Origin of the sequence: Streptomyces coerulescens, assembly GCF_042657965.1 — a bacterium.
GTDB classification, from domain to species: domain Bacteria; phylum Actinomycetota; class Actinomycetes; order Streptomycetales; family Streptomycetaceae; genus Streptomyces; species Streptomyces coerulescens.
In genome coordinates this window covers 78,755-104,279 of sequence record NZ_JBHSKM010000001.1, presented here as the reverse complement: position 1 = coordinate 104,279, position 25,525 = coordinate 78,755, and the positions used below count along the sequence as shown (strand labels likewise).

Annotated in this window: 24 protein-coding genes; 21 read left to right on the top strand and 3 right to left on the bottom strand. The window is 68.9% G+C overall.

From position 1 onward, the window contains the following. The first annotated feature begins 221 nt into the window (after positions 1–221). The 20 genes from rho to ACFPQ9_RS00390 all read left to right on the top strand — a co-directional run bounded on the left by rho (position 222) and on the right by ACFPQ9_RS00390 (position 20,973). Positions 222–2,201 (top strand): transcription termination factor Rho, encoded by a 1,980-nt coding sequence (gene rho, locus ACFPQ9_RS00485; protein WP_380844627.1) that lies wholly within the window; start codon positions 222–224, stop codon positions 2,199–2,201. Between the two features lie 150 nt (positions 2,202–2,351). Next, complete coding sequence (locus tag ACFPQ9_RS00480; protein ID WP_380845181.1) at positions 2,352–4,163, top strand: trypsin-like serine protease; 1,812 nt, start codon at positions 2,352–2,354, stop codon at positions 4,161–4,163. Positions 4,164–4,371: 208 nt separating this feature from the next. Beyond that, entirely contained in the window at positions 4,372–5,508 is a 1,137-nt protein-coding gene (locus ACFPQ9_RS00475) for an LCP family protein (RefSeq protein WP_380844624.1), read from the top strand. Between the two features lie 196 nt (positions 5,509–5,704). Next, positions 5,705–5,929, top strand: coding sequence for a 50S ribosomal protein L31 (rpmE, locus tag ACFPQ9_RS00470; protein ID WP_380844621.1), 225 nt, complete (start codon positions 5,705–5,707; stop codon positions 5,927–5,929). A 105-nt stretch (positions 5,930–6,034) separates the two neighbouring features. Next, on the top strand, positions 6,035–7,111 hold the full coding sequence (gene prfA / locus ACFPQ9_RS00465; RefSeq protein WP_380844618.1) for a peptide chain release factor 1: 1,077 nt from the start codon (positions 6,035–6,037) through the stop codon (positions 7,109–7,111). A 92-nt stretch (positions 7,112–7,203) separates the two neighbouring features. After that, positions 7,204–8,043: a peptide chain release factor N(5)-glutamine methyltransferase gene (gene prmC, locus ACFPQ9_RS00460; RefSeq protein ID WP_380845178.1), complete on the top strand. Its 840-nt coding sequence runs from the start codon at positions 7,204–7,206 to the stop codon at positions 8,041–8,043. Positions 8,044–8,113: 70 nt separating this feature from the next. Beyond that, positions 8,114–8,761, top strand: coding sequence for an L-threonylcarbamoyladenylate synthase (locus tag ACFPQ9_RS00455; RefSeq protein WP_380844615.1), 648 nt, complete (start codon positions 8,114–8,116; stop codon positions 8,759–8,761). Continuing rightward, positions 8,758–9,438 (top strand): arsenate reductase/protein-tyrosine-phosphatase family protein, encoded by a 681-nt coding sequence (locus tag ACFPQ9_RS00450; protein ID WP_380844613.1) that lies wholly within the window; start codon positions 8,758–8,760, stop codon positions 9,436–9,438. The genes ACFPQ9_RS00455 and ACFPQ9_RS00450 overlap by 4 nt, the downstream gene beginning before the upstream one ends. A gap of 74 nt (positions 9,439–9,512) precedes the next feature. Further along, a complete protein-coding gene (locus tag ACFPQ9_RS00445; RefSeq protein ID WP_380844610.1) occupies positions 9,513–10,751 on the top strand; it encodes a serine hydroxymethyltransferase in 1,239 nt (412 codons plus the stop codon). Positions 10,752–10,891: 140 nt separating this feature from the next. Next, complete coding sequence (locus tag ACFPQ9_RS00440; RefSeq protein ID WP_380844607.1) at positions 10,892–12,226, top strand: MraY family glycosyltransferase; 1,335 nt, start codon at positions 10,892–10,894, stop codon at positions 12,224–12,226. Positions 12,227–12,543: 317 nt separating this feature from the next. After that, positions 12,544–12,990, top strand: a complete 447-nt coding sequence (locus ACFPQ9_RS00435; protein ID WP_030944972.1) for a hypothetical protein — start codon at positions 12,544–12,546, stop codon at positions 12,988–12,990. Between the two features lie 225 nt (positions 12,991–13,215). Next, a complete protein-coding gene (gene atpB, locus ACFPQ9_RS00430) occupies positions 13,216–14,043 on the top strand; it encodes a F0F1 ATP synthase subunit A (protein ID WP_380844604.1) in 828 nt (275 codons plus the stop codon). A gap of 76 nt (positions 14,044–14,119) precedes the next feature. Next, a complete protein-coding gene (gene atpE / locus ACFPQ9_RS00425; RefSeq protein WP_007384721.1) occupies positions 14,120–14,350 on the top strand; it encodes an ATP synthase F0 subunit C in 231 nt (76 codons plus the stop codon). Positions 14,351–14,390: 40 nt separating this feature from the next. Further along, the gene (locus ACFPQ9_RS00420) at positions 14,391–14,933 is read left to right on the top strand and encodes a F0F1 ATP synthase subunit B (protein WP_380844601.1); all 543 of its coding nucleotides are present in this window, start codon (positions 14,391–14,393) and stop codon (positions 14,931–14,933) included. Next, entirely contained in the window at positions 14,930–15,745 is an 816-nt protein-coding gene (locus tag ACFPQ9_RS00415) for a F0F1 ATP synthase subunit delta (RefSeq protein ID WP_380844598.1), read from the top strand. Before ACFPQ9_RS00420 ends, ACFPQ9_RS00415 begins: the two co-directional genes overlap by 4 nt. 132 nt (positions 15,746–15,877) lie before the next feature. Continuing rightward, positions 15,878–17,485: a F0F1 ATP synthase subunit alpha gene (gene atpA, locus ACFPQ9_RS00410; RefSeq protein WP_380844595.1), complete on the top strand. Its 1,608-nt coding sequence runs from the start codon at positions 15,878–15,880 to the stop codon at positions 17,483–17,485. Positions 17,486–17,506: 21 nt separating this feature from the next. Continuing rightward, positions 17,507–18,424, top strand: a complete 918-nt coding sequence (locus tag ACFPQ9_RS00405) for a F0F1 ATP synthase subunit gamma (RefSeq protein WP_380844592.1) — start codon at positions 17,507–17,509, stop codon at positions 18,422–18,424. Further along, positions 18,424–19,860, top strand: a complete 1,437-nt coding sequence (atpD, locus tag ACFPQ9_RS00400; RefSeq protein WP_380844589.1) for a F0F1 ATP synthase subunit beta — start codon at positions 18,424–18,426, stop codon at positions 19,858–19,860. The genes ACFPQ9_RS00405 and atpD overlap by 1 nt, the downstream gene beginning before the upstream one ends. A 129-nt stretch (positions 19,861–19,989) precedes the next feature. Then, on the top strand, positions 19,990–20,364 hold the full coding sequence (locus ACFPQ9_RS00395) for a F0F1 ATP synthase subunit epsilon (protein ID WP_380844586.1): 375 nt from the start codon (positions 19,990–19,992) through the stop codon (positions 20,362–20,364). 162 nt (positions 20,365–20,526) lie between these two features. After that, a complete protein-coding gene (locus ACFPQ9_RS00390) occupies positions 20,527–20,973 on the top strand; it encodes a DUF2550 domain-containing protein (protein WP_380844583.1) in 447 nt (148 codons plus the stop codon). 8 nt (positions 20,974–20,981) lie between these two features. Here the strand turns inward: ACFPQ9_RS00390 and ACFPQ9_RS00385 are convergent, their stop codons facing one another. From ACFPQ9_RS00385 to ACFPQ9_RS00375, 3 genes are all read right to left on the bottom strand, one after another. Continuing rightward, entirely contained in the window at positions 20,982–22,808 is a 1,827-nt protein-coding gene (locus tag ACFPQ9_RS00385; RefSeq protein WP_380844580.1) for a glycosyl hydrolase family 18 protein, read from the bottom strand. A gap of 136 nt (positions 22,809–22,944) precedes the next feature. Beyond that, complete coding sequence (locus tag ACFPQ9_RS00380; RefSeq protein ID WP_380844577.1) at positions 22,945–23,586, bottom strand: response regulator; 642 nt, start codon at positions 23,584–23,586, stop codon at positions 22,945–22,947. Then, the gene (locus ACFPQ9_RS00375) at positions 23,583–24,761 is read right to left on the bottom strand and encodes a sensor histidine kinase (protein ID WP_380844574.1); all 1,179 of its coding nucleotides are present in this window, start codon (positions 24,759–24,761) and stop codon (positions 23,583–23,585) included. The genes ACFPQ9_RS00380 and ACFPQ9_RS00375 overlap by 4 nt, the downstream gene beginning before the upstream one ends. Before the next feature lie 152 nt (positions 24,762–24,913). Between ACFPQ9_RS00375 and ACFPQ9_RS00370 the strand changes: the two genes are divergently transcribed. Beyond that, the gene (locus ACFPQ9_RS00370; RefSeq protein ID WP_380844571.1) at positions 24,914–25,501 is read left to right on the top strand and encodes a hypothetical protein; all 588 of its coding nucleotides are present in this window, start codon (positions 24,914–24,916) and stop codon (positions 25,499–25,501) included. The last annotated feature ends 24 nt before the right edge of the window (positions 25,502–25,525 follow it).

Below are 25,525 nucleotides of genomic sequence, written 5' to 3'. Positions count from 1 at the left end.
ACTGAGCGACTCGCCGGGCACGCTCCGGAACCGGCGCGACCGAGCCGAGTGACACCGACACTCAGTGCCACGGCTCTGGGAACCGCCATCACCAGAAATTTCTCCGCCGTTTTGGGCGGACCACCGCCCCGGCGCGGTCCACACACCAAGGACCTAAGCCGGACAGCACAACCGGTCGCCGAGCCAGACAGGCCGACGTCCGCTCCAGGGAAGGACCCTTCGTGAGCGACACCACCGATCTGATGGGCGCACGTGTCGAGGAGACCGCTGCCGCGCCCGCCACGGACGCCTCCGCGCCTGCCAGCGGTGCCGGCTCCCGGCGGCGCCGCGGTACCGGCCTCGAGGGCATGGTGCTGGCCGAGCTTCAGCAGGTCGCATCCGGCCTCGGCATCAGGGGCACGGCGCGCATGCGCAAGAGCCAGCTGATCGAGGTCATCAAGGAGGCGCAGGCCGGGGGAGGTGCCGCGGCTCCGAAGGCGGAGTCCGCCACCGAGACCAAGCCCAAGCGCCGCGCCACCTCCAAGGCTCGTACCGGCGAAGACGCCGAGAAGAAGGCGGAGAAGGCGGCTGAGGCCCCCGCCGAGAAGGCCGTGGCCCAGCAGCAGATCGAGATTCCCGGCCAGCCCGCCAGCGACGACGCGCCGGCCGGTGAGCGCCGTCGCCGTCGCGCCACCGCGGACGCGGGCAGCCCCTCCGCGGCGCCCGAGACCGTCGCCGCCGAGGCCAAGAGCGAGCCGAAGGCCGAGACGCCCGCGCAGTCGCAGGGTGACGCCAAGAGCGACGCCGACGGCGGCGAGGGCCGTCGTCGTGACCGCCGTGAGCGCGGCCGCGACCGTGACCGCGGTGACCGTCGCAAGGGCGACGACCAGCAGGGCGGCGGCCGTCAGGACCGTCAGCAGGGCCAGCAGCAGGGCGGTGGCCGTCAGGACCGCCAGCGCGACAACGGCCCGCAGGACGACGACGACTTCGAGGGCGGCCGTCGTGGCCGTCGAGGGCGCTACCGCGACCGTCGGGGCCGTCGTGGCCGTGACGACGTGCAGGAGCCGCAGATCGCCGAGGACGACGTCCTGATCCCCGTCGCGGGCATCCTGGACATCCTCGACAACTACGCCTTCATCCGTACCTCGGGCTACCTGCCGGGCCCCAACGACGTGTACGTCTCCCTCGCCCAGGTCCGCAAGAACGGCCTGCGCAAGGGCGACCACATCACCGGCGCGGTCCGTCAGCCCAAGGAAGGCGAGCGGCGCGAGAAGTTCAACGCGCTGGTCCGCCTGGACTCCGTCAACGGCATGGCGCCCGAACACGGCCGCGGCCGCCCGGAGTTCAACAAGCTCACCCCGCTCTACCCGCAGGACCGCCTCCGCCTGGAGACGGACCCGGGCGTCCTCACCACGCGCATCATCGACCTGGTGTCGCCGATCGGTAAGGGCCAGCGCGGTCTGATCGTGGCCCCGCCGAAGACCGGCAAGACCATGATCATGCAGGCGATCGCCAACGCGATCACGCACAACAACCCCGAGTGCCACCTGATGGTCGTCCTGGTCGACGAGCGTCCGGAAGAGGTCACCGACATGCAGCGGTCGGTCAAGGGCGAGGTCATCTCCTCGACCTTCGACCGCCCGGCCGAGGACCACACCACGGTCGCCGAACTCGCCATCGAGCGCGCCAAGCGTCTGGTGGAGCTGGGCCACGACGTCGTCGTGCTGCTCGACTCGATCACGCGTCTGGGCCGTGCGTACAACCTCGCCGCCCCGGCCTCCGGCCGCATCCTGTCCGGTGGTGTCGACTCGACCGCCCTGTACCCGCCGAAGCGCTTCTTCGGTGCGGCCCGCAACATCGAGGACGGCGGCTCGCTGACCATCCTCGCCACCGCGCTGGTGGACACCGGGTCCCGCATGGACGAGGTGATCTTCGAGGAGTTCAAGGGCACCGGCAACATGGAGCTCAAGCTCGACCGGAAGCTCGCCGACAAGCGCATCTTCCCGGCGGTGGACGTCGACGCGTCCGGTACCCGTAAGGAAGAGATCCTGCTCGGCAACGAGGAGCTCGCGGTGGTCTGGAAGCTGCGCCGGGTGCTGCACGCGCTCGACCAGCAGCAGGCGATCGAGCTGCTGCTCGACAAGATGAAGCAGACCAAGTCGAACGTCGAGTTCCTGATGCAGATCCAGAAGACGACGCCGACCCCCGGCAACGGCGACTGAGACCACGCCTGCTGAAGGGCCGCTCCCGTTGAGGGAGCGGCCCTTTGCGGTTTCTGCGACCGGTGTACTATCGCGCTCTTCGGACTCGTATTCGATCGTGATCCGAATCATCAACTTTCCGTCCCGAGGGGGGACTCAGTGGGCACTTCCATGCCCGGGGCCGGCCGTCACAGACGTCGGATACGCCTCGCACTGCCCGTCGCCGCCGCAGGCCTCGCCGCAGCCGTCGCAGGCGCACTTCTGACCACGTCCGCGGGGGCCGCGACCGCGCTGCCCCAGCCCACCGTCAAGCCCGTCACCAGTTCGGCCTCGCTCGCCGAGCTGGAGCGGCGCGTGGCGGGTGCCGTCGAGGGTGACGACACCGCGGGGGAGACGGCGAAGAAGTCGTCGTTCGGCGCGAGCACGACCGACGCCGAGGGCGACTCCACCGTGAGCCCCATGGTCATCGGTGGCACCACCACCAGCATCACCTCGGCGCCCTGGATGGCGCAGCTCTGGTACTACGACGACCAGGGCACCACCGACGAGGCCGACGACACGGGCTTCTTCTGCGGCGGCGCCGTCGTCGCGCCGACGAAGATCCTCACCGCCGCGCACTGCGTCAAGGGCTACGACTGGTACAACTACGGCGCCGTCGTCACCGGCACCAACCAGCTGCCGACCACCGACGAGGCCGGCAACAGCGACCTGCACGGCGGCACGGTCTCGCTGCCGCACCGGCAGTGGTACCACCCGTCGTACAGCGCGACGACGATCGACAACGACATCGCCGTGATCACGCTGGCCAACCCGGTCAAGGCGACGCCGATCCGCATGACCACGTCCGGTGACACAGCCTCGTACGCCGCCGGGACGAACGCCAAGGTCTACGGCTGGGGCCGCACCAGCTCCACCAGTCAGGACATCTCGCAGACGCTGAAGTCGGCGACGCTGCCGATCCAGTCCGACAGCACCTGCACGGGCTTCTACGGCAGCGACTTCGTCAAGGGCCACATGGTCTGCGCGGGCAAGCCGGCCACCGGCAGCGACAGCGGCACGGTCTCCGCCTGCAACGGCGACTCCGGCGGGCCGCTCGTCGTGAACGGCCGGATCGCGGGTGTCGTCTCCTGGGGCGTGCAGGACTGCGTCGCCAAGGGCGCGTACAGCGTGTTCGCCAAGGTGACCTCGTACGTCGGTGCCGTCTACCCGCGCATCGACGACACCAACATCAGCGGTGACCACCGGGCCGACCTGTGGCTGCGCAACGCCTCCACCAAGACCGGTTACTCCAAGGACTCCAAGGGCACCTCGTTCGCGGCGCGCGAGTCCTGGGGCAACTGGAACGGCGTGAACCTCGTCCTGCAGACCGACCTCGACCGGGACGGCTACCAGGACCTGCTGTTCCGGCGCAGCTCGGACGGCGACATGTTCTGGTCGCACTTCGTGCCCTCCAGCGGCACCTGGGCCACCAAGCAGATCGCCGACAACTGGAAGACCCGCACCCGCATCGTCGTCCCGGGCGATGTCACCGGCGACTACAAGCCCGACCTGCTCTCGGTCGACTCCGCCGGCTACCTCTGGATCTACCCGGGCAACGGCAACGGCACGTTCGGGACCCGGGTGAAGGTCGGCTCCGGCTGGAACCAGTACAACTCCCTGCGCGGCCACGGTGACTTCACCGGCGACGGCAAGACCGACCTGATCGCACGCAGCTCGTCCGGCGGCTACATCTACCTGTTCAAGGGCACCGGCAAGTCCGGCACCGGAGCCTTCGCCACCCGCGTGAAGGTGCGCACCTGGGCCACCTACAACGGCTTCGACGCCGTCGGCGATGTCACCGGCGACGGCAAGGCCGACTTCCTGGCCCGCAACTCCTCCGGCACGCTCTACCTGTACCCGGGCACCGGAAAGGCCACGAGCGAGATCTTTGCCACACCGAAGTCCGTCGGTACCGATTTCAAGCAGTACGACATCTTCGGCTGAAAGCCCAGGTGAGACCGGCCTGCCCGGTGTCGCCGAGAACGGACTGTGCCCATCGCCCGCCCGGCGGTGGGCACAGTCCGTTGTGCAACCCTTTCCCGGGTTTCCCCGTCTGACCGGACGGGGTGACGATGGTGCGGAAAGGGTCTTTTTGACCAGGCCTGACCCTGAAAACAGGGGGTAACCGACCGGACGAGAACCGAGGAGCACAGTGTCCGCCGAGAGCACGCCGGAGCCCGGCATACCGGGTGAAACCGGCAGCAACGGCCCGCGCCACCGCGCCAAGGGCCGCCGCCGCAAGCCCCGCGAGAAGCGCAGGGGCCTGCGGATCATGGCCTGGACGGCCGCCGGGATCGTGGTCCTGGGCGGGACCGGCGCCGGGTACCTCTACTTCAAGCTCAACGGCAACCTCAAGAGCGTCGACATCGACCAGGCCCTCGGCACCGACCGGCCGCAGAAGGTCGACAACGGCTCGGAGAACATCCTCGTCCTCGGCTCGGACACCCGCTCCGGCAGCAACAAGGAGCTCGGCGGGGGCGCCGACGACGGCAGCGCCCGCTCGGACACGGCGATGATCCTGCACGTGTACGAGGGCCACAAGAAGGCCAGCGTGGTCTCCATCCCGCGCGACACCCTCGTCGACCGCCCCGAGTGCACCGACACCGACGGCGAGACACACGACGCCGCGTCCGGTGTCATGTTCAACGAGGCGTACGGCACGGGCGGCGCCGCCTGCGCGGTGAAGACCGTGGAGTCCCTCAGCGGCATCCGCATGGACCACTATCTGGAGGTCGACTTCGCCGGCTTCCAGAAGCTCATCGACGAGCTCGGCGGCGTCGAGGTCACCACCACCAAGGACATCAAGGACCCCGACAGCCACCTCGACCTCAAGGCCGGCACGCACCAGCTCGACGGCAAGCAGGCCCTCGGCCTTGTCCGCACCCGCCACGGCGTCGGCGACGGCTCCGACCTCGGCCGCATCCAGCTCCAGCAGGCCTTCATCAAGGCGCTCCTCGAGCAGGTCAAGGACATCAATCTGTTCGGCAACCCCAAGCGGCTGTACGACCTGGCCAACACCGCCACCAAGACGGTCACCACCGACTCCGACCTGGGCTCGGTCAACAAGCTCATGTCGTTCACCAACGGCCTCAAGGGCATCAGCTCCAAGAACATGACCATGGTGACGTTGCCGGTCCGGTACGACCCGGCGAACCCGAACCGCGTGATCGTCGCCCAGGGCAAGGCAAAGCTGGTGTGGGGCGCCTTGAAGGCAGACAAGGCCATCCCGAAGTCGGCCAGCGAAGGCACGGCGAAGGGCGATGCCACGGGCGTCGTGAACGCCCCGTAAGGGGCGCGGGGCTGTATCGATGTGCGGCTCCGCCGCGTGGGCGCGACCAGCCCCCACTCGGCCGCAGGGAATAGATCACGGCAACCCCCGGTTTTGGGGGATGGCCCCAGTCCTGGCAGACTGGTACGTCGGCTCCGGTTCACGCTCCCGCATCCCGCGGCAGCGACCCGGCGCCCTCCCGAAACTAGGAGACACCTTGAAGCGCGACATCCACCCCGAGTACGTCGAGACGCAGGTCAGCTGCACCTGTGGCGCGTCGTTCACCACCCGTAGCACGATCGCCAGCGGCACCATCCGTGCCGAGGTCTGCTCCGAGTGCCACCCGTTCTACACGGGCAAGCAGAAGATCCTCGACACCGGTGGCCGTGTGGCCCGCTTCGAGGCCCGCTTCGGCAAGGCGACTGCCGGCTCCAAGAAGTAGCGAGCTCCAATCCGCCGGTCCACGGCCGCGCCCTGTCTCAGGCGCGCCGGGACCGGCGTTTTTGGTCGCCCGCCCTGCACAGACGTATTCACACAGGAGCCCAAGATGTTCGAGGCCGTCGAGGAACTGGTCGCTGAGCACGCCGACCTGGAGAAGAAGCTCGCCGACCCTTCGGTGCACGCCGACCAGGCGAACGCGCGCAAGCTGAACAAGCGCTACGCCGAGCTCACCCCGATCGTCGCCACGTACCGCTCCTGGAAGCAGACCGGCGACGACATCGAGACGGCGAAGGAACTCGCCGCCGACGACCCGGACTTCGCGGCCGAGGTCAAGGAGCTGGACAAGCAGCGCGAGGAACTGACCGAGAAGCTGCGCCTGCTGCTCGTCCCGCGTGACCCGAGTGACGACAAGGACGTCATTCTGGAGATCAAGGCGGGCGCCGGCGGTGACGAGTCCGCGCTGTTCGCGGGCGACCTGCTGCGCATGTACCTGCGCTACGCCGAGCGCGTCGGCTGGAAGACCGAGATCATCGACGCCACCGAGTCCGAGCTGGGCGGCTACAAGGACGTCCAGGTCGCGGTGAAGACCAAGGGCGGCCAGGGCGCCACGGAGCCCGGCCAGGGTGTCTGGGCCCGGCTGAAGTACGAGGGCGGTGTACACCGCGTGCAGCGCGTGCCGGCGACCGAGTCGCAGGGCCGTATCCACACCTCCGCGGCCGGTGTGCTCGTCACGCCCGAGGCCGAGGAGATCGACGTCGAGATCAACCCGAACGACCTCCGCATCGACGTGTACCGGTCGTCAGGACCCGGTGGCCAGTCCGTCAACACCACCGACTCCGCCGTGCGCATCACGCACATTCCGACCGGAGTCGTCGCCTCCTGCCAGAACGAGAAGAGCCAGCTGCAGAACAAGGAGCAGGCGATGCGTATCCTGCGCTCCAGGCTGCTCGCCGCGGCGCAGGAGGAGGCCGAGAAGGAGGCCGCCGACGCCCGTCGCAGCCAGGTCCGCACCGTCGACCGCTCCGAGAAGATCCGCACCTACAACTTCCCGGAGAATCGCATCTCGGACCACCGCGTCGGCTTCAAGGCGTACAACCTGGACCAGGTCCTGGACGGCGACCTCGATTCGGTGATCCAGGCGTGCGTCGACGCGGACTCGGCGGCGAAGCTGGCGGCCGCGTAAGGGCGTAGGGACGGACGTACGCACGTACGAGTACGACACGGAGGACTTGCGTGCAGCAATTCATCGGGGGGCGGACCCCAAGCCCCCGCAGCGTGCTGCTCGCGGAGGTGGCACAGGCCACCCAGCGGCTGGCGGACGCCGGCGTGCCCTCGCCGCGCACCGACGCGGAGGAGCTCGCCGCGTTCGTGCACGGCGTGAAGCGCGGCGAGCTGCACTCCGTGAAGGACGCGGACTTCGACGCCCGGTACTGGGAGGTCATCGCCCGCCGTGAGCAGCGCGAGCCGCTCCAGCACATCACCGGGCGGGCCTACTTCCGCTATCTCGAACTCCAGGTGGGGCCGGGCGTGTTCGTGCCGCGTCCGGAGACGGAGTCCGTGGTCGGCTGGGCCATAGACGCCGTGCGCGCGATGGACGTCGTAGAGCCGTGCATCGTCGACCTGTGCACCGGCTCCGGCGCCATCGCGCTCGCCCTCGCCCAGGAGGTCCCGCGCTCGCGCGTGCACGCCGTGGAGCTGTCCGAGGACGCCCTGGTGTGGACCCGTAAGAACGTGGAGGGGTCCAGGGTCGATCTGCGGCAGGGCAACGCCCTGGACGCCTTCCCCGACCTCGACGGCCAGGTCGACCTGGTCATCTCCAACCCGCCCTACATCCCGCTCACCGAATGGGAGTACGTCGCTCCCGAGGCGCGGGACTACGATCCCGATCTCGCCCTGTTCTCCGGTGAGGACGGCCTCGACCTCATCCGCGGTCTGGAGCGGACGGCACACCGTCTGCTGCGGCCCGGCGGCGTCGTGGTCATCGAGCACGCCGACACCCAGGGCGGCCAGGTGCCGTGGATCTTCACCGAGGAAAGGGGCTGGGCCGACGCGGCCGATCACCCCGACCTCAACAACCGCCCCCGGTTCGCGACGGCCCGCAAGGCGCTGCCGTGACCGCCCCGAAGACTTCGAACCAGCAGATCCGGCAGTACGTGTACTTCATGTACGAGGAGGCCCGCTAGATATGGCACGGCGATACGACACCAATGACGCGACCGACCGCACGACCGGTCTGCGTGAGGCCGCGTCCGCCGTCCGCCGTGGCGAACTCGTGGTCCTTCCGACCGACACGGTGTACGGCATCGGCGCCGACGCCTTCACCAAGGAGGCCGTCGGCGATCTGCTGGAGGCCAAGGGGCGGGGCCGCACCATGCCCACCCCTGTCCTGATCGGCTCCCCGAACACGCTCCACGGTCTCGTCACCGACTTCTCCGAGCTGGCCTGGGAGCTGGTCGACGCGTTCTGGCCGGGCGCGCTCACGCTGGTCGCCAAGCACCAGCCGTCCCTCCAGTGGGACCTCGGCGACACCCGCGGCACGGTTGCCGTGCGCATGCCACTGCACCCGGTCGCCATCGAGCTGCTCACCGAGGTCGGCCCGATGGCCGTCTCCTCGGCGAACCTCACCGGACACCCGGCGCCGGAGGACTGTGACGCCGCGCAGGAGATGCTCGGCGACTCGGTCTCGGTGTACCTGGACGGCGGTCCGACCCCGGGCAACGTCCCGTCGTCGATCGTCGACGTCACGCGGGAGGTGCCGCTGCTGCTGCGCGCCGGCGCCCTCTCGGCGGAGGAGCTGCGGAAGGTCGTACCCGACCTCGAGGTGGCGAATTGACAGCCCCTGACGCGGGGCGTGGCATAGGCAACGGGGAAAGCGCGGCGGAGATCACGACCACCTTTGTAGGACTGCCGCGCGACAGCTTCCGCATCCTCCACGTCAGCACCGGCAACGTGTGCCGCTCGCCGATCACCGAGCGGCTGACCCGTCATTTCGTGACGCAGCGACTCGGTGTGCTGGGCGGCTCGCTGATCGTGGAGAGCGCGGGCACCTGGGGCCATGAGGGCGCGCCCATGGAATCCAACGCGGAGATGGTCCTCGCCGACTTCGGCGCGGACGCCTCCGGCTTCGTCGGCCGCGAGCTCCTCGACGAGCACGTCATCATGGCCGACCTGGTCCTCACGGCCACCCGCGACCACCGCGCCCAGGTCATCTCCATGGGCCATTCGGCGGGCCTGCGCACCTTCACCCTGAAGGAGTTCACCCGCCTGGTCCGCGCCATAGACCCGGCGACCCTGCCGCCCCTGGAGGACGGCGTGGTCATCCGCGCACGCGCCCTGGTCCGTGCGGCGGCGGCTCTACGCGGGTGGCTTCTGGCGCCGACGGCCGAGGCTGACGAGGTGTACGACCCGTACGGGGCGCCGTTGACCTTCTTCCGGTCGGTCGGGGAGGAGATACACGAGGCACTGGATCCGGTGGTGACGGCACTCACGGGTGTCCCCGCGAGGACGTAACGACACAGGGCGTACCCGACGTCACCGGCCTACATTGGACGTACGTCACCGTCGACGCACGCCCGGAGCCCACCATGTCGGTCACCCCTACCCTCGAGGCCGATGTCCTGCGCCGTCAGGACCCGCAGCTCGCCGACATCCTGCTCGGGGAGCTCGACCGGCAGTCGACGACGCTCCAGCTCGTCGCCGCGGAGAACTTCACGTCGCCGGCCGTGCTGGCGGCCCTCGGATCGCCACTGGCCAACAAGTACGCCGAGGGCTACCCGGGCGCCCGCTACCACGGCGGATGCGAGCTGGTCGACGCCGCCGAGCGGCTCGCCGTGGAGCGGGCCAAGGCCCTGTTCGGCGCCGAGCACGCCAACGTGCAGTCCCACTCCGGGTCTTCGGCCGTCCTCGCCGCGTACGCCGCGCTGCTGCGCCCCGGCGACACCGTCCTCGCCCTCGGCCTGCCCTACGGCGGACACCTCACCCATGGCTCGCCCGCGAACTTCTCCGGGCGCTGGTTCGACTTCGTCGGCTACGGGGTCGATGCCGAGACCGGGCTCATCGACTACGACCAGGTCCGCACCCTCGCCCGCAACCACCGGCCCAAGGCCCTCGTGTGCGGGTCCATCGCCTACCCGCGCCACATCGACTACGCCGTCTTCCGCGAGATCGCCGACGAGGTGGGCGCCTATCTCATCGCCGACGCGGCCCACCCCATGGGGCTGATCGCCGGGGGAGCGGCACCCAGCCCCGTGCCGTACGCCGACGTGGTGTGCGCCACCACCCACAAGGTGCTGCGCGGCCCGCGCGGCGGCATGATCCTGTGCGGCTCGGACCTCGCGGAGCGTGTCGACCGGGCCGTGTTCCCGTTCACCCAGGGCGGCGCCCAGATGCACACCATCGCCGCCAAGGCCGTCGCCTTCGGAGAGGCGGCGACGCCGGCGTTCGCCGTGTACGCCCATCAGGTCGTGGCCAACGCGCGCACCCTGGCCGCCCACCTCGCCGAGGAGGGGCTCGGCGTCACCACGGGCGGGACCGACACCCACCTCATCACCGCCGACACGGCGCCCCTCGGCGTCGACGGCCGCGACGCGCGTGGCCGGCTCGCGGCGGCCGGAGTGGTCCTGGACTGCTGCGCGCTGCCGCACGGCGACGCCCGCGGCCTGCGCCTGGGCACCGCGGCCGTGACCACCCAGGGCATGGGGGAGGAGGAGATGGCGTGGCTCGCCGCGCTGCTGGCGAGCGTGCTCAGAGGCGGTACCGAAAGCCACAAGGCCCGTGAAGATGTGCGGGAGCTCACCGGTAGATTTCCGCCGTATCCCGGCTGAGGCGGGGTAGACGCACCTGAGCACACAGCCACACGTGCAACCATCGTCGCTACCCGGAAGTCCCCACACATATGCGTGGCCTACGCGTACGTCGCTAGGGTGTGGGGCTGAGATGGCCAGCGAGACTTGTGGGGAAGCCCGTGCGTGAATACCTGCTGACGCTCTGCATCACGGCCGCGGTGACGTACCTGCTGACAGGGCCGGTACGCAAGTTCGCGATCGTGGCCGGAGCGATGCCGGAGATCCGGGCACGCGACGTGCACCGCGAACCCACTCCGCGGCTCGGCGGTATCGCCATGTTCTTCGGCCTGTGCGCGGGCCTGCTGGTCGCCGACCACCTCACCAACCTCAGTACCGTCTTCGCGAACTCCAACGAACCACGGGCGCTGCTCTCCGGAGCGGCGCTCATCTGGCTGATCGGGGTCCTGGACGACAAGTTCGAGATCGACGCCCTGATCAAGCTGGGCGGCCAGATGATCGCCGCCGGCGTCATGGTCATGCAGGGTCTGACGATCCTGTGGCTGCCCATCCCGGGGTTCGGCTCGGTCGCCCTGACCCAGTGGCAGGGCACCCTGCTGACGGTCGCCCTGGTGGTCATCACCATCAACGCGGTCAACTTCGTCGACGGCCTGGACGGCCTCGCCGCCGGCATGGTCTGCATCGCCTCGGCCGCGTTCTTCCTCTACGCCTACCGGGTCTGGGTGTCGTACGGCATCGAGGCCGCCGCCCCGGCCACCCTGTTCTCGGCGATCCTGATGGGCATGTGCCTGGGCTTCCTGCCGCACAACATGCACCCCGCGCGCATCTTCATGGGCGACTCCGGCTCGATGCTGATCGGTCTGGTCCTCGCCGCGGGCGCCATCTCCATCACCGGTCAGGTCGACCCGGACGCGCTGAAGCTGTTCGCCGGTTCCGAGAAGGCGGCCGTGCACCAGACGGTGCCGGTCTACATCCCGCTGCTGCTGCCGCTGACGATCATCGCGATCCCGGCCGCCGACCTGGTCCTCGCCATCGTGCGCCGCACCTGGCGCGGACAGTCGCCGTTCGCCGCCGACCGCGGCCATCTGCACCACCGGCTGCTGGAGATCGGCCACTCCCACAGCCGGGCGGTGCTGATCATGTACTTCTGGTCGGCGCTGATCGCCTTCGGAGCGCTCGCCTACTCCGTGAACTCGGCGTCGATGTGGATCGTGCTCGGCGTGGTGTTCCTCAGCTTCATCGGCCTGGTCCTGCTGCTTCTGCCGCGCTTCACGCCGCGTGCCCCGCAGTGGGCCGAGGCCTTCGTGCCGCCGCGCTACCGCCGGGGCGGGGCCGTCGCCGAACCCGCGGCGACCACACCGCAGACCGCGGCGGCCGCGAACGACGAGCAGCCGCGCACTCCGGTCGCCGCCGGGGTGTCGCGCGTCAACGGTGCGACCGCGATCGGCGCTCGTTCGCGGCCCCTGGACAGGCGTAAAGCCGGTACGTCGCGCTGACGGTCAAGGTGAGAGAACCCCCAAGGTAAGAATCTGACTAGAGCATTGCCAACTCATGGGGGAACCAAGCACCCCAATACCAGACAAGTCGGCAGTGTTTCTGCACAGACGCGCACCTTCACTCTCATGTGTGACAGTAGGCACACCGCCCAGGTAAAGACCTCATCAAATAGTTTGTGATACGGTTCACGAGAACCCGGGACAGAGCCGAAGGACCGAAGTGCGACGGTCCACCCGGCGTGAGGTTCTCTCTCTGCCCGGGACTACGCTCGTCCATGACGACACCCTGCCCCCACCGTGAAAGCGGAGTTGCCGCCATGCCGTCCAATGACGCCCGCACCCTGCTCCAGGCCGCTGTACCCACAGCCGTCGCCGGCGCTGTTGCCGCCGTCGTCAGTGGCGTGGTCGCCGGTGGCAAGGGAGCGATCGGGGCCGTCGTCGCGACGCTGGTCGTGATCCTTTTCATGGGGCTCGGCCTCTACGTACTTCAGCGCACTGCCAAATCGCTTCCGCATCTGTTCCAGGCAATGGGTCTGATGCTGTACGCCGCGCAGATCCTGCTGCTGTTCATCTTCATGGCCGCGTTCAAGAACACGACGCTGTTCAACCCCCGGGTCTTCGCGTTCACACTGCTCGGCACCACCCTCGTGTGGATCGCCATGCAGACGCGTGCCCACATGAAGGCCAAGATCCTCTACGTCGAACCCGATTCGGACACCTCCTCCAAGGGCGGGAAGTCCGAAAAGACGGGGCACTCGTCGTGAGAGGTAGGGGCGGGATAAAGGGGCGGAAGAAGTCCTGCTATCGTCCGGTGCCAACTGCGGCATCGCGGGCGCGGGCATCTGAGCTGACGCCTGCTCAATCGCGAGGCGAGATGCCCCACAGCCGCCCCCACATCCGTAACACCAGTCCCGTGCCGAACCGCGGCTGCGCGCCGCGCCGACACAACGAGGTTGCCGTACCTATGCGCCACGCTGAAGGAGCCCGCGGTGAGTGCTGACCCGACGCAGGTGCTCGCCTTCGAGACCGACTGCCACCTTTTCGACGGGTGTGGCTTCGCCGAAGTCTCGCCCGGCCTGCACTCGTTCATGTTCCAGCCCCTGTGGGGTGACGGCGACAGCAACCTGTACTTCAACAAGACGATGCTGCTGGCGCTGCTCGGCTCGATCATCATCGTGGGCTTCTTCTGGGCCGCGTTCCGCCGGCCGCAGGTGGTCCCGGGCAAGCTCCAGATGGTCGCCGAGGCGGGCTACGACTTCATCCGGCGCGGTGTCGTCTACGAGACCATCGGCAAGAAGGAAGGCGAGAAGTACGTACCGCTCGTCGTCTCGCTGTTCTTCTTCGTCTGGATGCTGAACCTGTGGTCGATCATTCCGATCGCCCAGTTCCCGGTCACGTCGATCATCTCGTATCCGCTGGTCCTGGCGCTGATCGTCTACATCCTGTGGGTGTCCCTGACCTTCAAGCGGCACGGCTTCGTCGGCTTCTGGAAGAACGTCACCGGCTACGACAAGTCGCTCGGCGCGGTGCTCCCGCTGGCCATGCTGATCGAGCTCTTCTCGAACCTGCTGATCCGGCCGTTCACCCACGCCGTGCGACTCTTCGCGAACATGTTCGCCGGTCACACCCTGCTGCTGCTCTTCACGATCGCCAGCTGGTACATGCTGAACGGCTTCGGTATCGCGTACGCGGGTGTCTCGTTCGTGATGGTCATCGTGATGACGGCCTTCGAGCTGTTCATCCAGGCCCTGCAGGCGTACGTCTTCGTCCTGCTGACGTGCACCTACATCCAGGGCGCTCTCGCCGAGCACCACTGAGCCACCGCCCTCACACCTCCACAGATCGTCCGGTGGCCAACCCCCACCGGTCCGTAAAGAGAAGGAAGAACCTCGCATGTCCACGACCCTTGCTGCCGTCGAAGGTTCCCTCGGTTCCATCGGTTACGGTCTCGCCGCCATCGGCCCTGGCGTCGGCGTCGGCATCATCTTCGGTAACGGCACCCAGGCGCTCGCCCGTCAGCCCGAGGCCGCCGGCCTGATCCGTGCCAACCAGATCCTCGGCTTCGCCTTCTGTGAGGCGCTCGCCCTGATCGGTCTGGTCATGCCGTTCGTCTACGGCTACTGATCCACCCACCAGTCCAGCCGACTAGACGAAAGGCACTCACATGAGCCAGCTGCTCATCGCGGCGAGCGAGGGGGAGAACCCTCTCGTCCCGCCGATCCCTGAGCTTGTCATCGGCCTGCTCGCCTTCGTCATCGTCTTCGGCTTCCTCGCCAAGAAGCTCCTCCCGAACATCAACAAGGTTCTGGAAGAGCGCCGCGAGGCCATCGAGGGCGGTATCGAGAAGGCCGAGGCCGCCCAGACCGAGGCACAGAGCGTTCTGGAGCAGTACAAGGCCCAGCTCGCCGAGGCCCGGCACGAGGCCGCGCGTCTGCGCCAGGAGGCGCAGGAGCAGGGCGCCACGCTCATCGCGGAGATGCGCGCGGAAGGCCAGCGGCAGCGCGAGGAGATCGTCGCCGCCGGTCACGCCCAGATCGAGGCCGACCGCAAGGCCGCCGCGTCCGCGCTGCGCCAGGACGTCGGCAAGCTTGCCACCGACCTGGCCGGCAAGCTCGTCGGCGAGTCCCTCGAGGACCACGCCCGGCAGAGCCGCGTCATCGACCGCTTCCTCGACGAGCTCGAGGAGAAGGCCGAGGCCGGACGATGAACGGAGCGAGCCGCGAGGCCCTGGCAGCCGCACGCGAGCGACTCGACGCGCTGACGGACTCGACGTCCGTGGACGCCGGACGGCTCGCCGACGAGCTGGCCGCCGTCACCGCGCTGCTCGACCGCGAGGTGTCGCTGCGTCGGGTCCTGACCGACCCGGCGCAGGCCGGCGAGGCCAAGGCCGAGCTGGCCCAGCGCCTGCTCGGCAGCCAGGTCGGCGGCGAGACCGCTGACCTGCTCGCCGGCATGGTGCGCTCCCGCTGGTCGCAGTCCCGCGACCTGGTGGACGCGCTGGAGGAGCTGGCGGACACCGCCGACCTCACCGCCGCGCAGAAGGCGGGCACGCTCGACGACGTCGAGGACGAGCTGTTCCGGTTCGGCCGGATCGTCTCCGGCAGCACCGAGCTGCGCGCCGCGCTGACCGACCGCGCCGCCACCACCTCGGCCAAGAGCGAGCTGCTGCGCAGCCTGCTCGGCGGCCGGGCCAAGGCGACCACCGAGCGTCTGGTGACGCGTCTTGTGACCGCGCCGCGTGGACGTAGCCTGGAGTCGGGACTGGAGTCCCTGTCCAAGCTCGCCGCCGAGCGCCGGCAGCGACTGGTGGCCGTCGTGACCACGGCGGTGCCGCTGAGCGACACCCAGAGGCGACGCCTGGCCGCCGCCCTCGGGAAGCTCTACGGCCACACCATGCACCTCAACATCGACGTGGACCCCGAGGTCGTCGGTGGAATCCGGGTGCAGGTCGGTGACGAGGTCATCAACGGCTCCCTCGCGGACCGCATCGAGGACGCCGGCCGCCGACTGGCGAGCTAGCAGCAACTTCATAGCAGTACGTACTTACGACGGCCCATGTTGGGCCGTGCAGAGGATTCACCTCGTTCAGGGGGGAGTCCCCATCCCCCCAAAGTGAAACTTCGGGCCCAACAAGGAGAGCAGGGAACCCAGATGGCGGAGCTCACGATCCGGCCGGAGGAGATCCGGGACGCGCTGGAGAACTTCGTCCAGTCGTACAAGCCGGACGCGGCCTCGCGCGAGGAGGTCGGTACGGTCACCCTTGCCGGCGACGGCATCGCGAAGGTCGAGGGTCTTCCCTCGGCCATGGCCAACGAACTGCTGAAGTTCGAGGACGGCACCCTCGGCCTCGCGCTGAACCTGGAAGAGCGCGAGATCGGCGCCATCGTCCTCGGTGAGTTCAGCGGCATCGAGGAGGGTCAGCCGGTGCAGCGCACCGGTGAGGTCCTCTCCGTGGCCGTCGGCGAGGGCTACCTCGGCCGCGTCGTCGACCCGCTCGGCAACCCGATCGACGGCCTCGGCGAGATCGAGACGTCCGGCCGCCGCGCCCTCGAGCTGCAGGCCCCCACGGTCATGCAGCGCAAGTCGGTGCACGAGCCGATGGAGACCGGCTACAAGGCCGTCGACGCGATGACCCCGATCGGCCGTGGTCAGCGTCAGCTGATCATCGGTGACCGTCAGACCGGCAAGACCGCGCTGGCCGTCGACACGATCATCAACCAGCACGACAACTGGCGCACCGGCGACCCGAACAAGCAGGTCCGCTGCATCTACGTCGCCATCGGCCAGAAGGGCTCGACGATCGCGTCGGTCCGCCGCGCGCTGGAGGAGAACGGCGCGCTGGAGTACACGACCATCGTCGCCGCCCCGGCGTCCGACCCGGCCGGCTTCAAGTACCTGGCGCCGTACACCGGTTCGGCCATCGGCCAGCAGTGGATGTACGAGGGCAAGCACGTCCTCATCATCTTCGACGACCTCTCCAAGCAGGCCGACGCCTACCGCGCCGTGTCCCTGCTGCTGCGCCGCCCGCCGGGCCGTGAGGCCTACCCGGGTGACGTCTTCTACCTGCACTCCCGTCTGCTGGAGCGCTGCGCGAAGCTCTCCGACGACATGGGCAAGGGCTCGATGACGGGTCTGCCGATCGTCGAGACCAAGGCCAACGACGTCTCGGCGTTCATCCCGACCAACGTCATCTCCATCACCGACGGCCAGTGCTTCCTGGAGTCGGACCTGTTCAACGCCGGTCAGCGCCCCGCGCTGAACGTCGGTATCTCCGTCTCCCGAGTCGGTGGTTCCGCGCAGCACAAGGCGATGAAGCAGGTTTCGGGCCGTCTGCGCGTCGACCTCGCCCAGTTCCGTGAGCTGGAGGCGTTCGCCGCCTTCGGTTCCGACCTGGACGCCGCGTCGAAGGCGCAGCTGGAGCGCGGCCAGCGCATGGTCGAGCTGCTGAAGCAGGCCCAGTACGAGCCGATGTCCACCGAGGACCAGGTCGTCTCCGTGTGGGCCGGCACCACCGGCAAGATGGACGACGTCCCGGTCGGCGACATCCGCCGCTTCGAGAAGGAGCTCCTGGAGTACCTGCACCGCAAGGAGCAGGGCCTCATGACCTCCATCAAGGAGGGCGGCAAGATGTCGGACGACACCCTCACCGCCGTCGCCGACGCCATCGCGGAGTTCAAGAAGCAGTTCGAGACCGCGGACGGCAAGCTGCTCGGCGAGGACGCTCCGGCCGCTCCGAAGGCGACCAGCGCCTCCAAGTGACGTAAGGAAGGGACCTGACTCATGGGAGCCCAGCTCCGGGTCTACAAGCGTCGCATCCGATCCGTCACCGCGACCAAGAAGATCACGAAGGCGATGGAGATGATCGCCGCCTCGCGCGTCGTCAAGGCGCAGCGCAAGGTGGCGGCCTCCACGCCCTACGCGACCGAGCTCACCCGCGCGGTCACGGCGGTCGGTACCGGCTCGAACACGAAGCACCCGCTGACCACGCAGGCCGAGACGGTCGTGCGGTCCGCGGTGCTGCTCCTGACGAGCGACCGTGGCCTCGCCGGCGCGTTCAACTCCAACGCCATCAAGGCGGCGGAGCAGCTGACCGAGCGCCTGGAGCGCGAGGGCAAGGAGGTCGACGTCTACATCGTCGGCCGCCGTGGTGTGGCGCACTACAACTTCCGTGAGCGCAAGATCTCGGAGTCGTGGAGCGGTTTCACCGACGAGCCCACGTACGCGGACGCCAAGAAGGTCGCGGCCCCGCTGATCGAGGCCATCGAGACGGAGACGGCGGAGGGCGGCGTGGACGAGCTCCACATCGTCTACACCGAGTTCGTCTCGATGATGACGCAGCAGGCGCTGGACGCCCAGCTGCTGCCGCTCAGCCTCGAGGAAGTCGCGGAGGAGACCCACACCAAGGGTGAGATCCTCCCGCTGTTCGACTTCGAGCCCTCGGCGGAGGACGTCCTCGACGCCCTTCTGCCGCGCTATGTGGAGAGCCGTATCTACAACGCGCTGCTCCAGTCGGCCGCTTCGAAGCACGCCGCCACGCGGCGTGCCATGAAGTCGGCGACCGACAACGCGGGCGAGCTCATCGAGACGCTCTCCCGTCTTGCCAACGCGGCCCGCCAGGCCGAAATCACCCAGGAAATCAGCGAGATCGTCGGTGGCTCTGCAGCCCTCGCCGACGCGACCGCGGGGAGTGACCGCTAATGACCACCACTGTTGAGACCGCGACGGCCACGGGCCGCGTCGCCCGGGTCATCGGCCCGGTCGTCGACGTGGAGTTCCCCGTCGACGCGATGCCGGACATCTACAACGCCCTTCACGTCGAGGTGGCCGACCCGGCCAACGCCGGCGAGAAGAAGATCCTGACCCTGGAGGTCGCCCAGCACCTGGGTGACGGCCTGGTCCGCACCATCTCCATGCAGCCCACCGACGGTCTGGTCCGCCAGGCCGCGGTCACCGACACCGGCACGGGCATCACCGTCCCGGTCGGCGACTTCACCAAGGGCAAGGTGTTCAACACCCTCGGTGAGGTGCTGAACGTCGACGAGAAGTACGACGGCGAGCGCTGGACCATCCACCGCAAGGCCCCGAACTTCGACGAGCTCGAGTCCAAGACCGAGATGTTCGAGACCGGCGTCAAGTGCATCGACCTTCTCACCCCGTACGTCAAGGGTGGAAAGATCGGTCTGTTCGGCGGTGCCGGCGTCGGCAAGACGGTGCTCATCCAGGAGATGATCTACCGCGTTGCCAACAACCACGATGGTGTGTCGGTGTTCGCCGGTGTCGGTGAGCGCACCCGTGAGGGCAACGACCTCATCGACGAGATGAGCGAGTCCGGCGTCATCGACAAGACCGCGCTGGTCTTCGGTCAGATGGACGAGCCCCCGGGCACCCGTCTGCGCGTCGCGCTGGCCGGCCTGACCATGGCCGAGTACTTCCGTGACGTCCAGAAGCAGGACGTGCTGTTCTTCATCGACAACATCTTCCGCTTCACTCAGGCCGGTTCCGAGGTGTCGACCCTGCTCGGCCGTATGCCCTCCGCGGTGGGCTACCAGCCGAACCTGGCCGACGAGATGGGTCTCCTCCAGGAGCGCATCACCTCGACCCGTGGTCACTCGATCACCTCGATGCAGGCGATCTACGTCCCCGCGGACGACCTGACCGACCCGGCGCCGGCCACCACCTTCGCCCACCTCGACGCGACGACGGTTCTGTCCCGTCCGATCTCCGAGAAGGGCATCTACCCGGCGATCGACCCGCTGGACTCCACGTCCCGCATCCTGGACCCCCGCTACATCGCGGCGGACCACTACAACACCGCCATGCGCGTCAAGGGGATCCTGCAGAAGTACAAGGACCTCCAGGACATCATCGCGATCCTCGGTATCGACGAGCTCAGCGAGGAGGACAAGCTGGTCGTCCAGCGTGCCCGCCGCGTCGAGCGCTTCCTGTCCCAGAACACCCACGTCGCCAAGCAGTTCACCGGTGTGGACGGCTCCGACGTGCCGCTGGACGAGTCGATCACCGCGTTCAACGCGATCTGCGACGGTGAGTTCGACCACTTCCCGGAGCAGGCGTTCTTCATGTGCGGTGGTCTTGAGGACCTCAAGAAGAACGCCAAGGAGCTGGGCGTCTCCTGACGCACAGGTCTTCGTGAGCCACTGAGCTCTTGATGAGGGGGCGGGGCACGTCCCGCCCCCTCATCCATGCCTACTAGACTTGTAACCAACACCCGGCACAACCGCCGGGTGGTGACCCGAGGAGCCACCTTGGCTGCTGAGCTGCACGTCGCGCTGGTCGCCGCCGACCGTGAGGTCTGGTCGGGCCAGGCCACCCTGGTCGTCGCGCGCACCACGTCCGGCGACATCGGCGTCATGCCCGGTCACCAGCCGCTGCTCGGTGTGCTGGAGTCGGGCCCGGTGACCATCCGTACGAGTGATGGCGGGACCGTCATCGCCGCGGTGCACGGCGGTTTCATCTCGTTCGCGGACGACAAGCTGTCGCTGCTGGCCGAGATCGCCGAACTGTCGGACGAGATCGACGTCCAGCGCGCGGAGCGGGCACTCGAGCGCGCGAAGGGCGAGGACGACGCGTCCGCCGAGCGCCGCGCGGAGGTCCGCCTGCGGGCGGCGACGGCGCGCTGACCCACGGCGTCACCTTCCGGGCCGTCTAGGCTCTGGGGGAGAGCACGCGATGACGTCACTCAGCCGCGGCTGGGACCGGAGCAATCCGGTGCCGGTCGCGGCTGAGGCAGATATGGAAGTTTTTTCCGTTCCGTTACCTAGGAGACGAGGAGGTCGGTGCCGATGGTCCTCGCTCTGACTGTGTGCGGAATCGTCGTCGCCCTTGTGGTGCTGGGGTTGTTCGTCTTCGGCCTGCGCCGCAGACTCATCCAGCGCTCGGGCGGCACTTTCGACTGTTCGCTGCGCTGGGACGTGCCGGAGAAGACCGACACCAGCGGCAAGGGCTGGAGCTACGGCGTCGCCCGCTACAACGGCGACCGCATCGAGTGGTACCGCGTCTTCTCCTACGCCTACCGTCCGCGCCGCATCCTGGAGCGGTCCGCGATCGAGGTGGCCGGCCGCCGGCTGCCCGACGGCGAGGAGGAACTGGCGCTGCTCTCCGACGCGGTGATCCTCACCTGTCTGCACCGGGGCACGCGCCTCGAACTCGCGATGAGCGAAGACGCGCTGACCGGTTTCCTCGCGTGGCTCGAAGCGGCCCCGCCCGGTCAGCGCGTCAATGTCGCGTAACTCGACTGCTAGTTGAGCCCGTTGTTGATGGCCGTCACCAGCTCACCGTTGGTGGTGTCGCCGCTGAACTCCCAGAAGAACGCGCCACCGAGGCCCTGGTTCTTGGCCCAGGTCATCTTCCCGGCGATCGTCGACGGGGTGTCGTAGGACCACCAGTTGTTGCCGCAGTAGGCGTACGCCGTGCCGGCGATGGTGCCGTTCGCGGGGCAGGAGTTCTTCAGGACCTTGTAGTCCTCGATGCCGGCCTCGTAGGTGCCGGGGGCCGCGCCGGTCGCCGTGCCGCCGGGGGCGGCCTGGGTGACGCCGGTCCAGCCGCGGCCGTAGAAGCCGATGCCGAGCAGCAGCTTGGCCGACGGCACGCCCTTCGACTTCAGCTTGGCGATCGCGTCCGCCGAGTTGAAGCCGGCCTGCGGGATGCCGGGGTACGACGTGAGCGGCGAGTGCGGGGCGGTCGGGCCCTGTGCGTTGAAGGCGCCGAAGTAGTCGTACGTCATCACGTTGTACCAGTCGAGGTACTGGGCGGCGCCGCCGTAGTCGGCCGCGTCGATCTTGCCGCCGGAGGAGCCGTCGGCGGTGATGGCCGCGGTGACCAGATAGTTGGAGCCGAACTCGGTGCGCAGGGCGGACATGAGGTTCTTGAAGGCCGCGGGCCCGCTCGTGTCGCAGGTCAGGCCGCAGGCGTTCGGGTACTCCCAGTCGATGTCGATGCCGTCGAAGACATCGGCCCAGCGCGGGTCCTCGACCACGGCCTTGCAGGACTTGGCGAACGCGGCCGCGTTCTGCGCGGCCTGGCCGAAGCCGCCGGAGTAGGTCCAGCCGCCGAAGGAGTACAGCACCTTGATGTGCGGGTACTTGGCCTTGAGCTGCCGCAGCTGGTTGAAGTTGCCGCGCAGCGGCTGGTCCCAGGTGTCGGCGGTGCCGCTGACGGACTGGTCGGCGGTGTAGGCCTTGTCGTAGGCGGCGTAGGTGTCGTCGACGGTGCACTGACCGTTCTTGACGTTGCCGAACGCGTAGTTGATGTGCGTGATCTTCGACGCGGAGCCTGAGGTCACCAGGTTCTTGACGTGGTAGTTGCGGCCGTAGACGCCCCACTCGGTGAAGTAGCCGAGCTTGACCTTGTCGCCGGTGGGCGGCGGGTCGGTGGTGCCGCCGGTGGTGCGCACCGCGCGGGCGCCGCTGACCGGGCCGGTCTGGTCGGCGGTGTCGCGGGCCTGGACGGTGTAGGAGTAGTCGGTGCCGGCGGTCAGGCCGGTGTCCGAGTACGACGTGGTCGTCACGGTCGCGACCTTGGCGCCGTCGCGCAGGACGTCGTAGTTCTTGATGCCCTTGTCGTCGGTGGCGGCGCTCCAGGACAGCTTCACCGAGGTGTTGGTGATGTCGGAGGCGCTCGGCGTACCGGGGGCGCTGGGGGCGCTGTCGCCGGGTTCCGTGGTGCCGCCGTCACAACTGCCGCCGTTCAGCTTGCAGTTGGCGGGGGAGCCGGAGCCGGTGCCGTTGAAGCCGAAGGAGACGGACGCGCCGGGGGCGAGGCTGCCGTTCCAGGACTTGTTCTTGGCGGTCCAGTGGGTGCCGGAGGAGGTGACGTCGGCGTCCCAGGCGGAGGTGACCGAGGTGCCGGAGGGGAAGTCCCACTCGACGGTCCAGGAGCTGAGGGCGGTGGTGCCGGTGTTCTTCACCGTCCACTTGCCCTCGAAGCCGGAGCCCCAGTCCTGGGTCTTGGCGTAGGTGGCGGTGGCGGATGTCGCGGCTTCGGCCGGGCTCGCGAGGCCGACCAGGCCCGCCAGCGGGAGCAGCAGGGTCGCGAACCCCGCCACGGCTCTGTGTCTGAAGCGCATGCTGCGCCTCCTTGTTGGGGAGTTGAGGGGCATGACTGAGCCTCACGCCCATTCATGGTGCGGTGAGAATAGAAAGGTCTGGACCACAGGTCAATAGGTCTGGACCAGTTGCCCGGTCGGTCCCCGACTCCGCCGACTAGATCCCCAACTCCTGCGCCAGCACGGCCGCTTGGACCCGGCTGCGCAGTTCCAGCTTGCCCAGCAATCGGCTGACATGTGTCTTCACGGTCGCCTCGGCCATGTCGAGCCGGGCCGCGATGTCGGCGTTCGACAGGCCCTCGCCGAGGCAGGACAGCACCTCGCGTTCGCGGCGGGTGAGGCTGTCCAGGACGGACGGGTCGGCCGTCGGCTCCCGTACGGGCTTCGCGGCGAACTCGGCGATCAGACGCCGGGTGACGGCCGGGGCGATGAGGCCCTCGCCGCGCGCGACCGTACGCACCGCCGCCAGCAGGTCCTTGGCCTCGGTGTTCTTCAGCAGGAACCCGGAGGCGCCCGCCCGCAGCGCCCCGAAGACATACGCGTCGAGGTCGAAGGTGGTCAGCACGAGCACGTCCGCGAGCCGCTCCTCGACGACCTTGCGCGTGGCCGACACCCCGTCGAGACGCGGCATCTGAATGTCCATCAGCACCAGATCGGGCCTGAGCTCCCTGGCCCGCTCCACCGCCTGCTCACCGTCCGCCGCCTCCCCGACCACCTCGATGTCGGGCGCGCTGCGCAGGATGAGGACCAGCCCGGCGCGGACGGCGGACTGGTCCTCGGCGACGAGCACACGGATCATGCGGGGTCTCCTTCGGTCAGCGGCAGCATGGCGCGTACGACCCAGATCTTGCCGTCGGCCGACTCCTCGGGCCCGGCCTCGAAGGTGCCGCCCAGCAGGGCGACCCGCTCCCGCATCCCGACGAGACCGGCACCGGAACCGGGTGCGCGCGGCCCGTCGCGGTCACCGAACGGGCTGGTCACGGAGACGGTGAGGGAGCCGTCCCGCTGGGCCAGGGCGACCGTGACCGGGCCGGGGGAGGCGTGCTTGAGGGCGTTGGTGAGGGATTCCTGGACGATGCGGTAGGCGGCGAGCTCGACGGGTGCGGGGACGGTTCCGGGGTCGGCGTCGAGGCGGACGTCGAGGCCGTTGGTGCGGGCCCCGGCCGCGAGGGCGCCGAGCCCGTCCAGGGTGGGCGCGGCCACCGGCTCGGTGTCGCCGCTCGAGTCACGCAGGATGCCGATCAGCCGACGCATCTCGGCGAGCCCCGCGACGCTGTTCTCACGGATGACCGACAGGGCCTCCTGCGAGGTCTTCGCATCGCCGATCGAGAGCGCGGCCGTGGAGTGGATGGCGATCGCGGAGAGATGGTTGGCGACCATGTCGTGCAACTCGCGTGCCATGCGGGAGCGTTCGGCGACGACCGCCTGGGTGCGGTCCATCTCGGCCAGCAGCGCGGTCTGTTCGGCGCGGAGCCGGGCGGCCTCGGCGGCGTCGCGGTGGTTGCGCACGATCCAGCCCGTCGCGGCCGGCCCGTACGCCACGATGCCGACGCCCACGCCGATCAGGAGCGCCTGAGGGGTGCGCCACATCGCGAACGGCACCAGGGTCGCGGCCACGGTGAGCAGGCCGGTGATCCACTGGGTGCGGCGGGCCGAGGCGAGCGGGCCGTACAGCACGGACGCGTACATGACGTCGGTGAACATCAGGATCGAGGCCAGGTTCCCCTGGGTCACCAGGTCCGCGCAGATCGCGACCGTGCCGACGTTCAGGGCCGTGCGCGGGGCCGTCCGGCGCAGCAGCTCGCAGCCGGCCAGGACCGTGAGCGGGACCAGGGTCGGCCAGGGACCGTCGAAGAGCGTGATGGGGTCATCGGCGGTCCTGGTGCCCAGGCCGATGCCCACCAGCAGCAGGCCGCCGAGCAGCCCGCCGACGGCGACGTACACGTCGAAGCGGTGCGGGCGGGGGAGGAGCATGGCTCCATCCAACACGGTGTGCCCGGTCGGCGCCTGATTCCGGGGGACGGTCCTGCACTGCATCTTTCGATGTACCGCGAGTTCGTCAGTGCCGACGACGAAAGGGGCCGGTCCCGACGGGAGCCTGGAAGGGTGACCGAAGGGAGCATGTTGTGATCGTCGCCCTCATCATCGCCTGCGAGGTCGGCTTCTGGGTGCTGCTGGCGCTGGGCCTCTCCGTCCGCTACCTGCTGAAGTGGCGCCGCACGAGCGTGGTGCTGCTGCTGTGCGAGCCGGTGCTGGAGCTGGTCCTGTTCGTCGCCACGGCGATCGACCTGAAGAACGGCGCGGAGCCGGGCTGGGAGCATGGCCTGGCCGCGCTCTACATCGGCTACACCGTGGCGTACGGCCACTACACGATCCGCTGGCTCGACGGCCACGCGGCGTATCGCCTGGCCGGGGCCCCGCGCCCGCCCAAGCCGCCGCAGTACGGCATGGCTCGGGCCCGGCACGAGGGCGGGCTGTGGCTACGGACCCTTCTGGCGGCGGCGGTGGCTCTTGCGCTGCTGCAGGGGGCGATCTGGTACGTCGCGGACGGGGACACATCGTCCCTGCGGTCGTTCCAGTGGGTGGCGCTGCGGGCCGCAGGCATTCATGGCCTGGTCGCGCTGGCCTACTTGATCTGGCCGAAGCAGCCGAAGGGCGGGGCCGAGTCCGGGCCCGCCGACCGGTTCGTCACGTCGAAGGAGCGGGCCGGATAGAGCGTCGGTCGTCTGCGGGCTCGT

What these genes read in the sequence shown, in the direction of transcription:
- ACFPQ9_RS00480 (WP_380845181.1), top strand. Translation starts at nt 2,352, where the DNA reads ATGCCCGGGGCCGGCCGTCACAGACGTCGGATACGCCTCGCACTGCCC.
- prfA (WP_380844618.1), top strand. Translation starts at nt 6,035, where the DNA reads ATGTTCGAGGCCGTCGAGGAACTGGTCGCTGAGCACGCCGACCTGGAG.
- ACFPQ9_RS00455 (WP_380844615.1), top strand. Translation starts at nt 8,114, where the DNA reads ATGGCACGGCGATACGACACCAATGACGCGACCGACCGCACGACCGGT.
- ACFPQ9_RS00445 (WP_380844610.1), top strand. Translation starts at nt 9,513, where the DNA reads ATGTCGGTCACCCCTACCCTCGAGGCCGATGTCCTGCGCCGTCAGGAC.
- ACFPQ9_RS00435 (WP_030944972.1), top strand. Translation starts at nt 12,544, where the DNA reads ATGCCGTCCAATGACGCCCGCACCCTGCTCCAGGCCGCTGTACCCACA.
- atpE (WP_007384721.1), top strand. Translation starts at nt 14,120, where the DNA reads ATGTCCACGACCCTTGCTGCCGTCGAAGGTTCCCTCGGTTCCATCGGT.
- ACFPQ9_RS00420 (WP_380844601.1), top strand. Translation starts at nt 14,391, where the DNA reads ATGAGCCAGCTGCTCATCGCGGCGAGCGAGGGGGAGAACCCTCTCGTC.
- ACFPQ9_RS00415 (WP_380844598.1), top strand. Translation starts at nt 14,930, where the DNA reads ATGAACGGAGCGAGCCGCGAGGCCCTGGCAGCCGCACGCGAGCGACTC.
- atpA (WP_380844595.1), top strand. Translation starts at nt 15,878, where the DNA reads ATGGCGGAGCTCACGATCCGGCCGGAGGAGATCCGGGACGCGCTGGAG.
- ACFPQ9_RS00405 (WP_380844592.1), top strand. Translation starts at nt 17,507, where the DNA reads ATGGGAGCCCAGCTCCGGGTCTACAAGCGTCGCATCCGATCCGTCACC.
- atpD (WP_380844589.1), top strand. Translation starts at nt 18,424, where the DNA reads ATGACCACCACTGTTGAGACCGCGACGGCCACGGGCCGCGTCGCCCGG.
- ACFPQ9_RS00390 (WP_380844583.1), top strand. Translation starts at nt 20,527, where the DNA reads ATGGTCCTCGCTCTGACTGTGTGCGGAATCGTCGTCGCCCTTGTGGTG.
- ACFPQ9_RS00385 (WP_380844580.1), bottom strand. Translation starts at nt 22,808, where the DNA reads ATGCGCTTCAGACACAGAGCCGTGGCGGGGTTCGCGACCCTGCTGCTC.
- ACFPQ9_RS00380 (WP_380844577.1), bottom strand. Translation starts at nt 23,586, where the DNA reads ATGATCCGTGTGCTCGTCGCCGAGGACCAGTCCGCCGTCCGCGCCGGG.
- ACFPQ9_RS00375 (WP_380844574.1), bottom strand. Translation starts at nt 24,761, where the DNA reads ATGCTCCTCCCCCGCCCGCACCGCTTCGACGTGTACGTCGCCGTCGGC.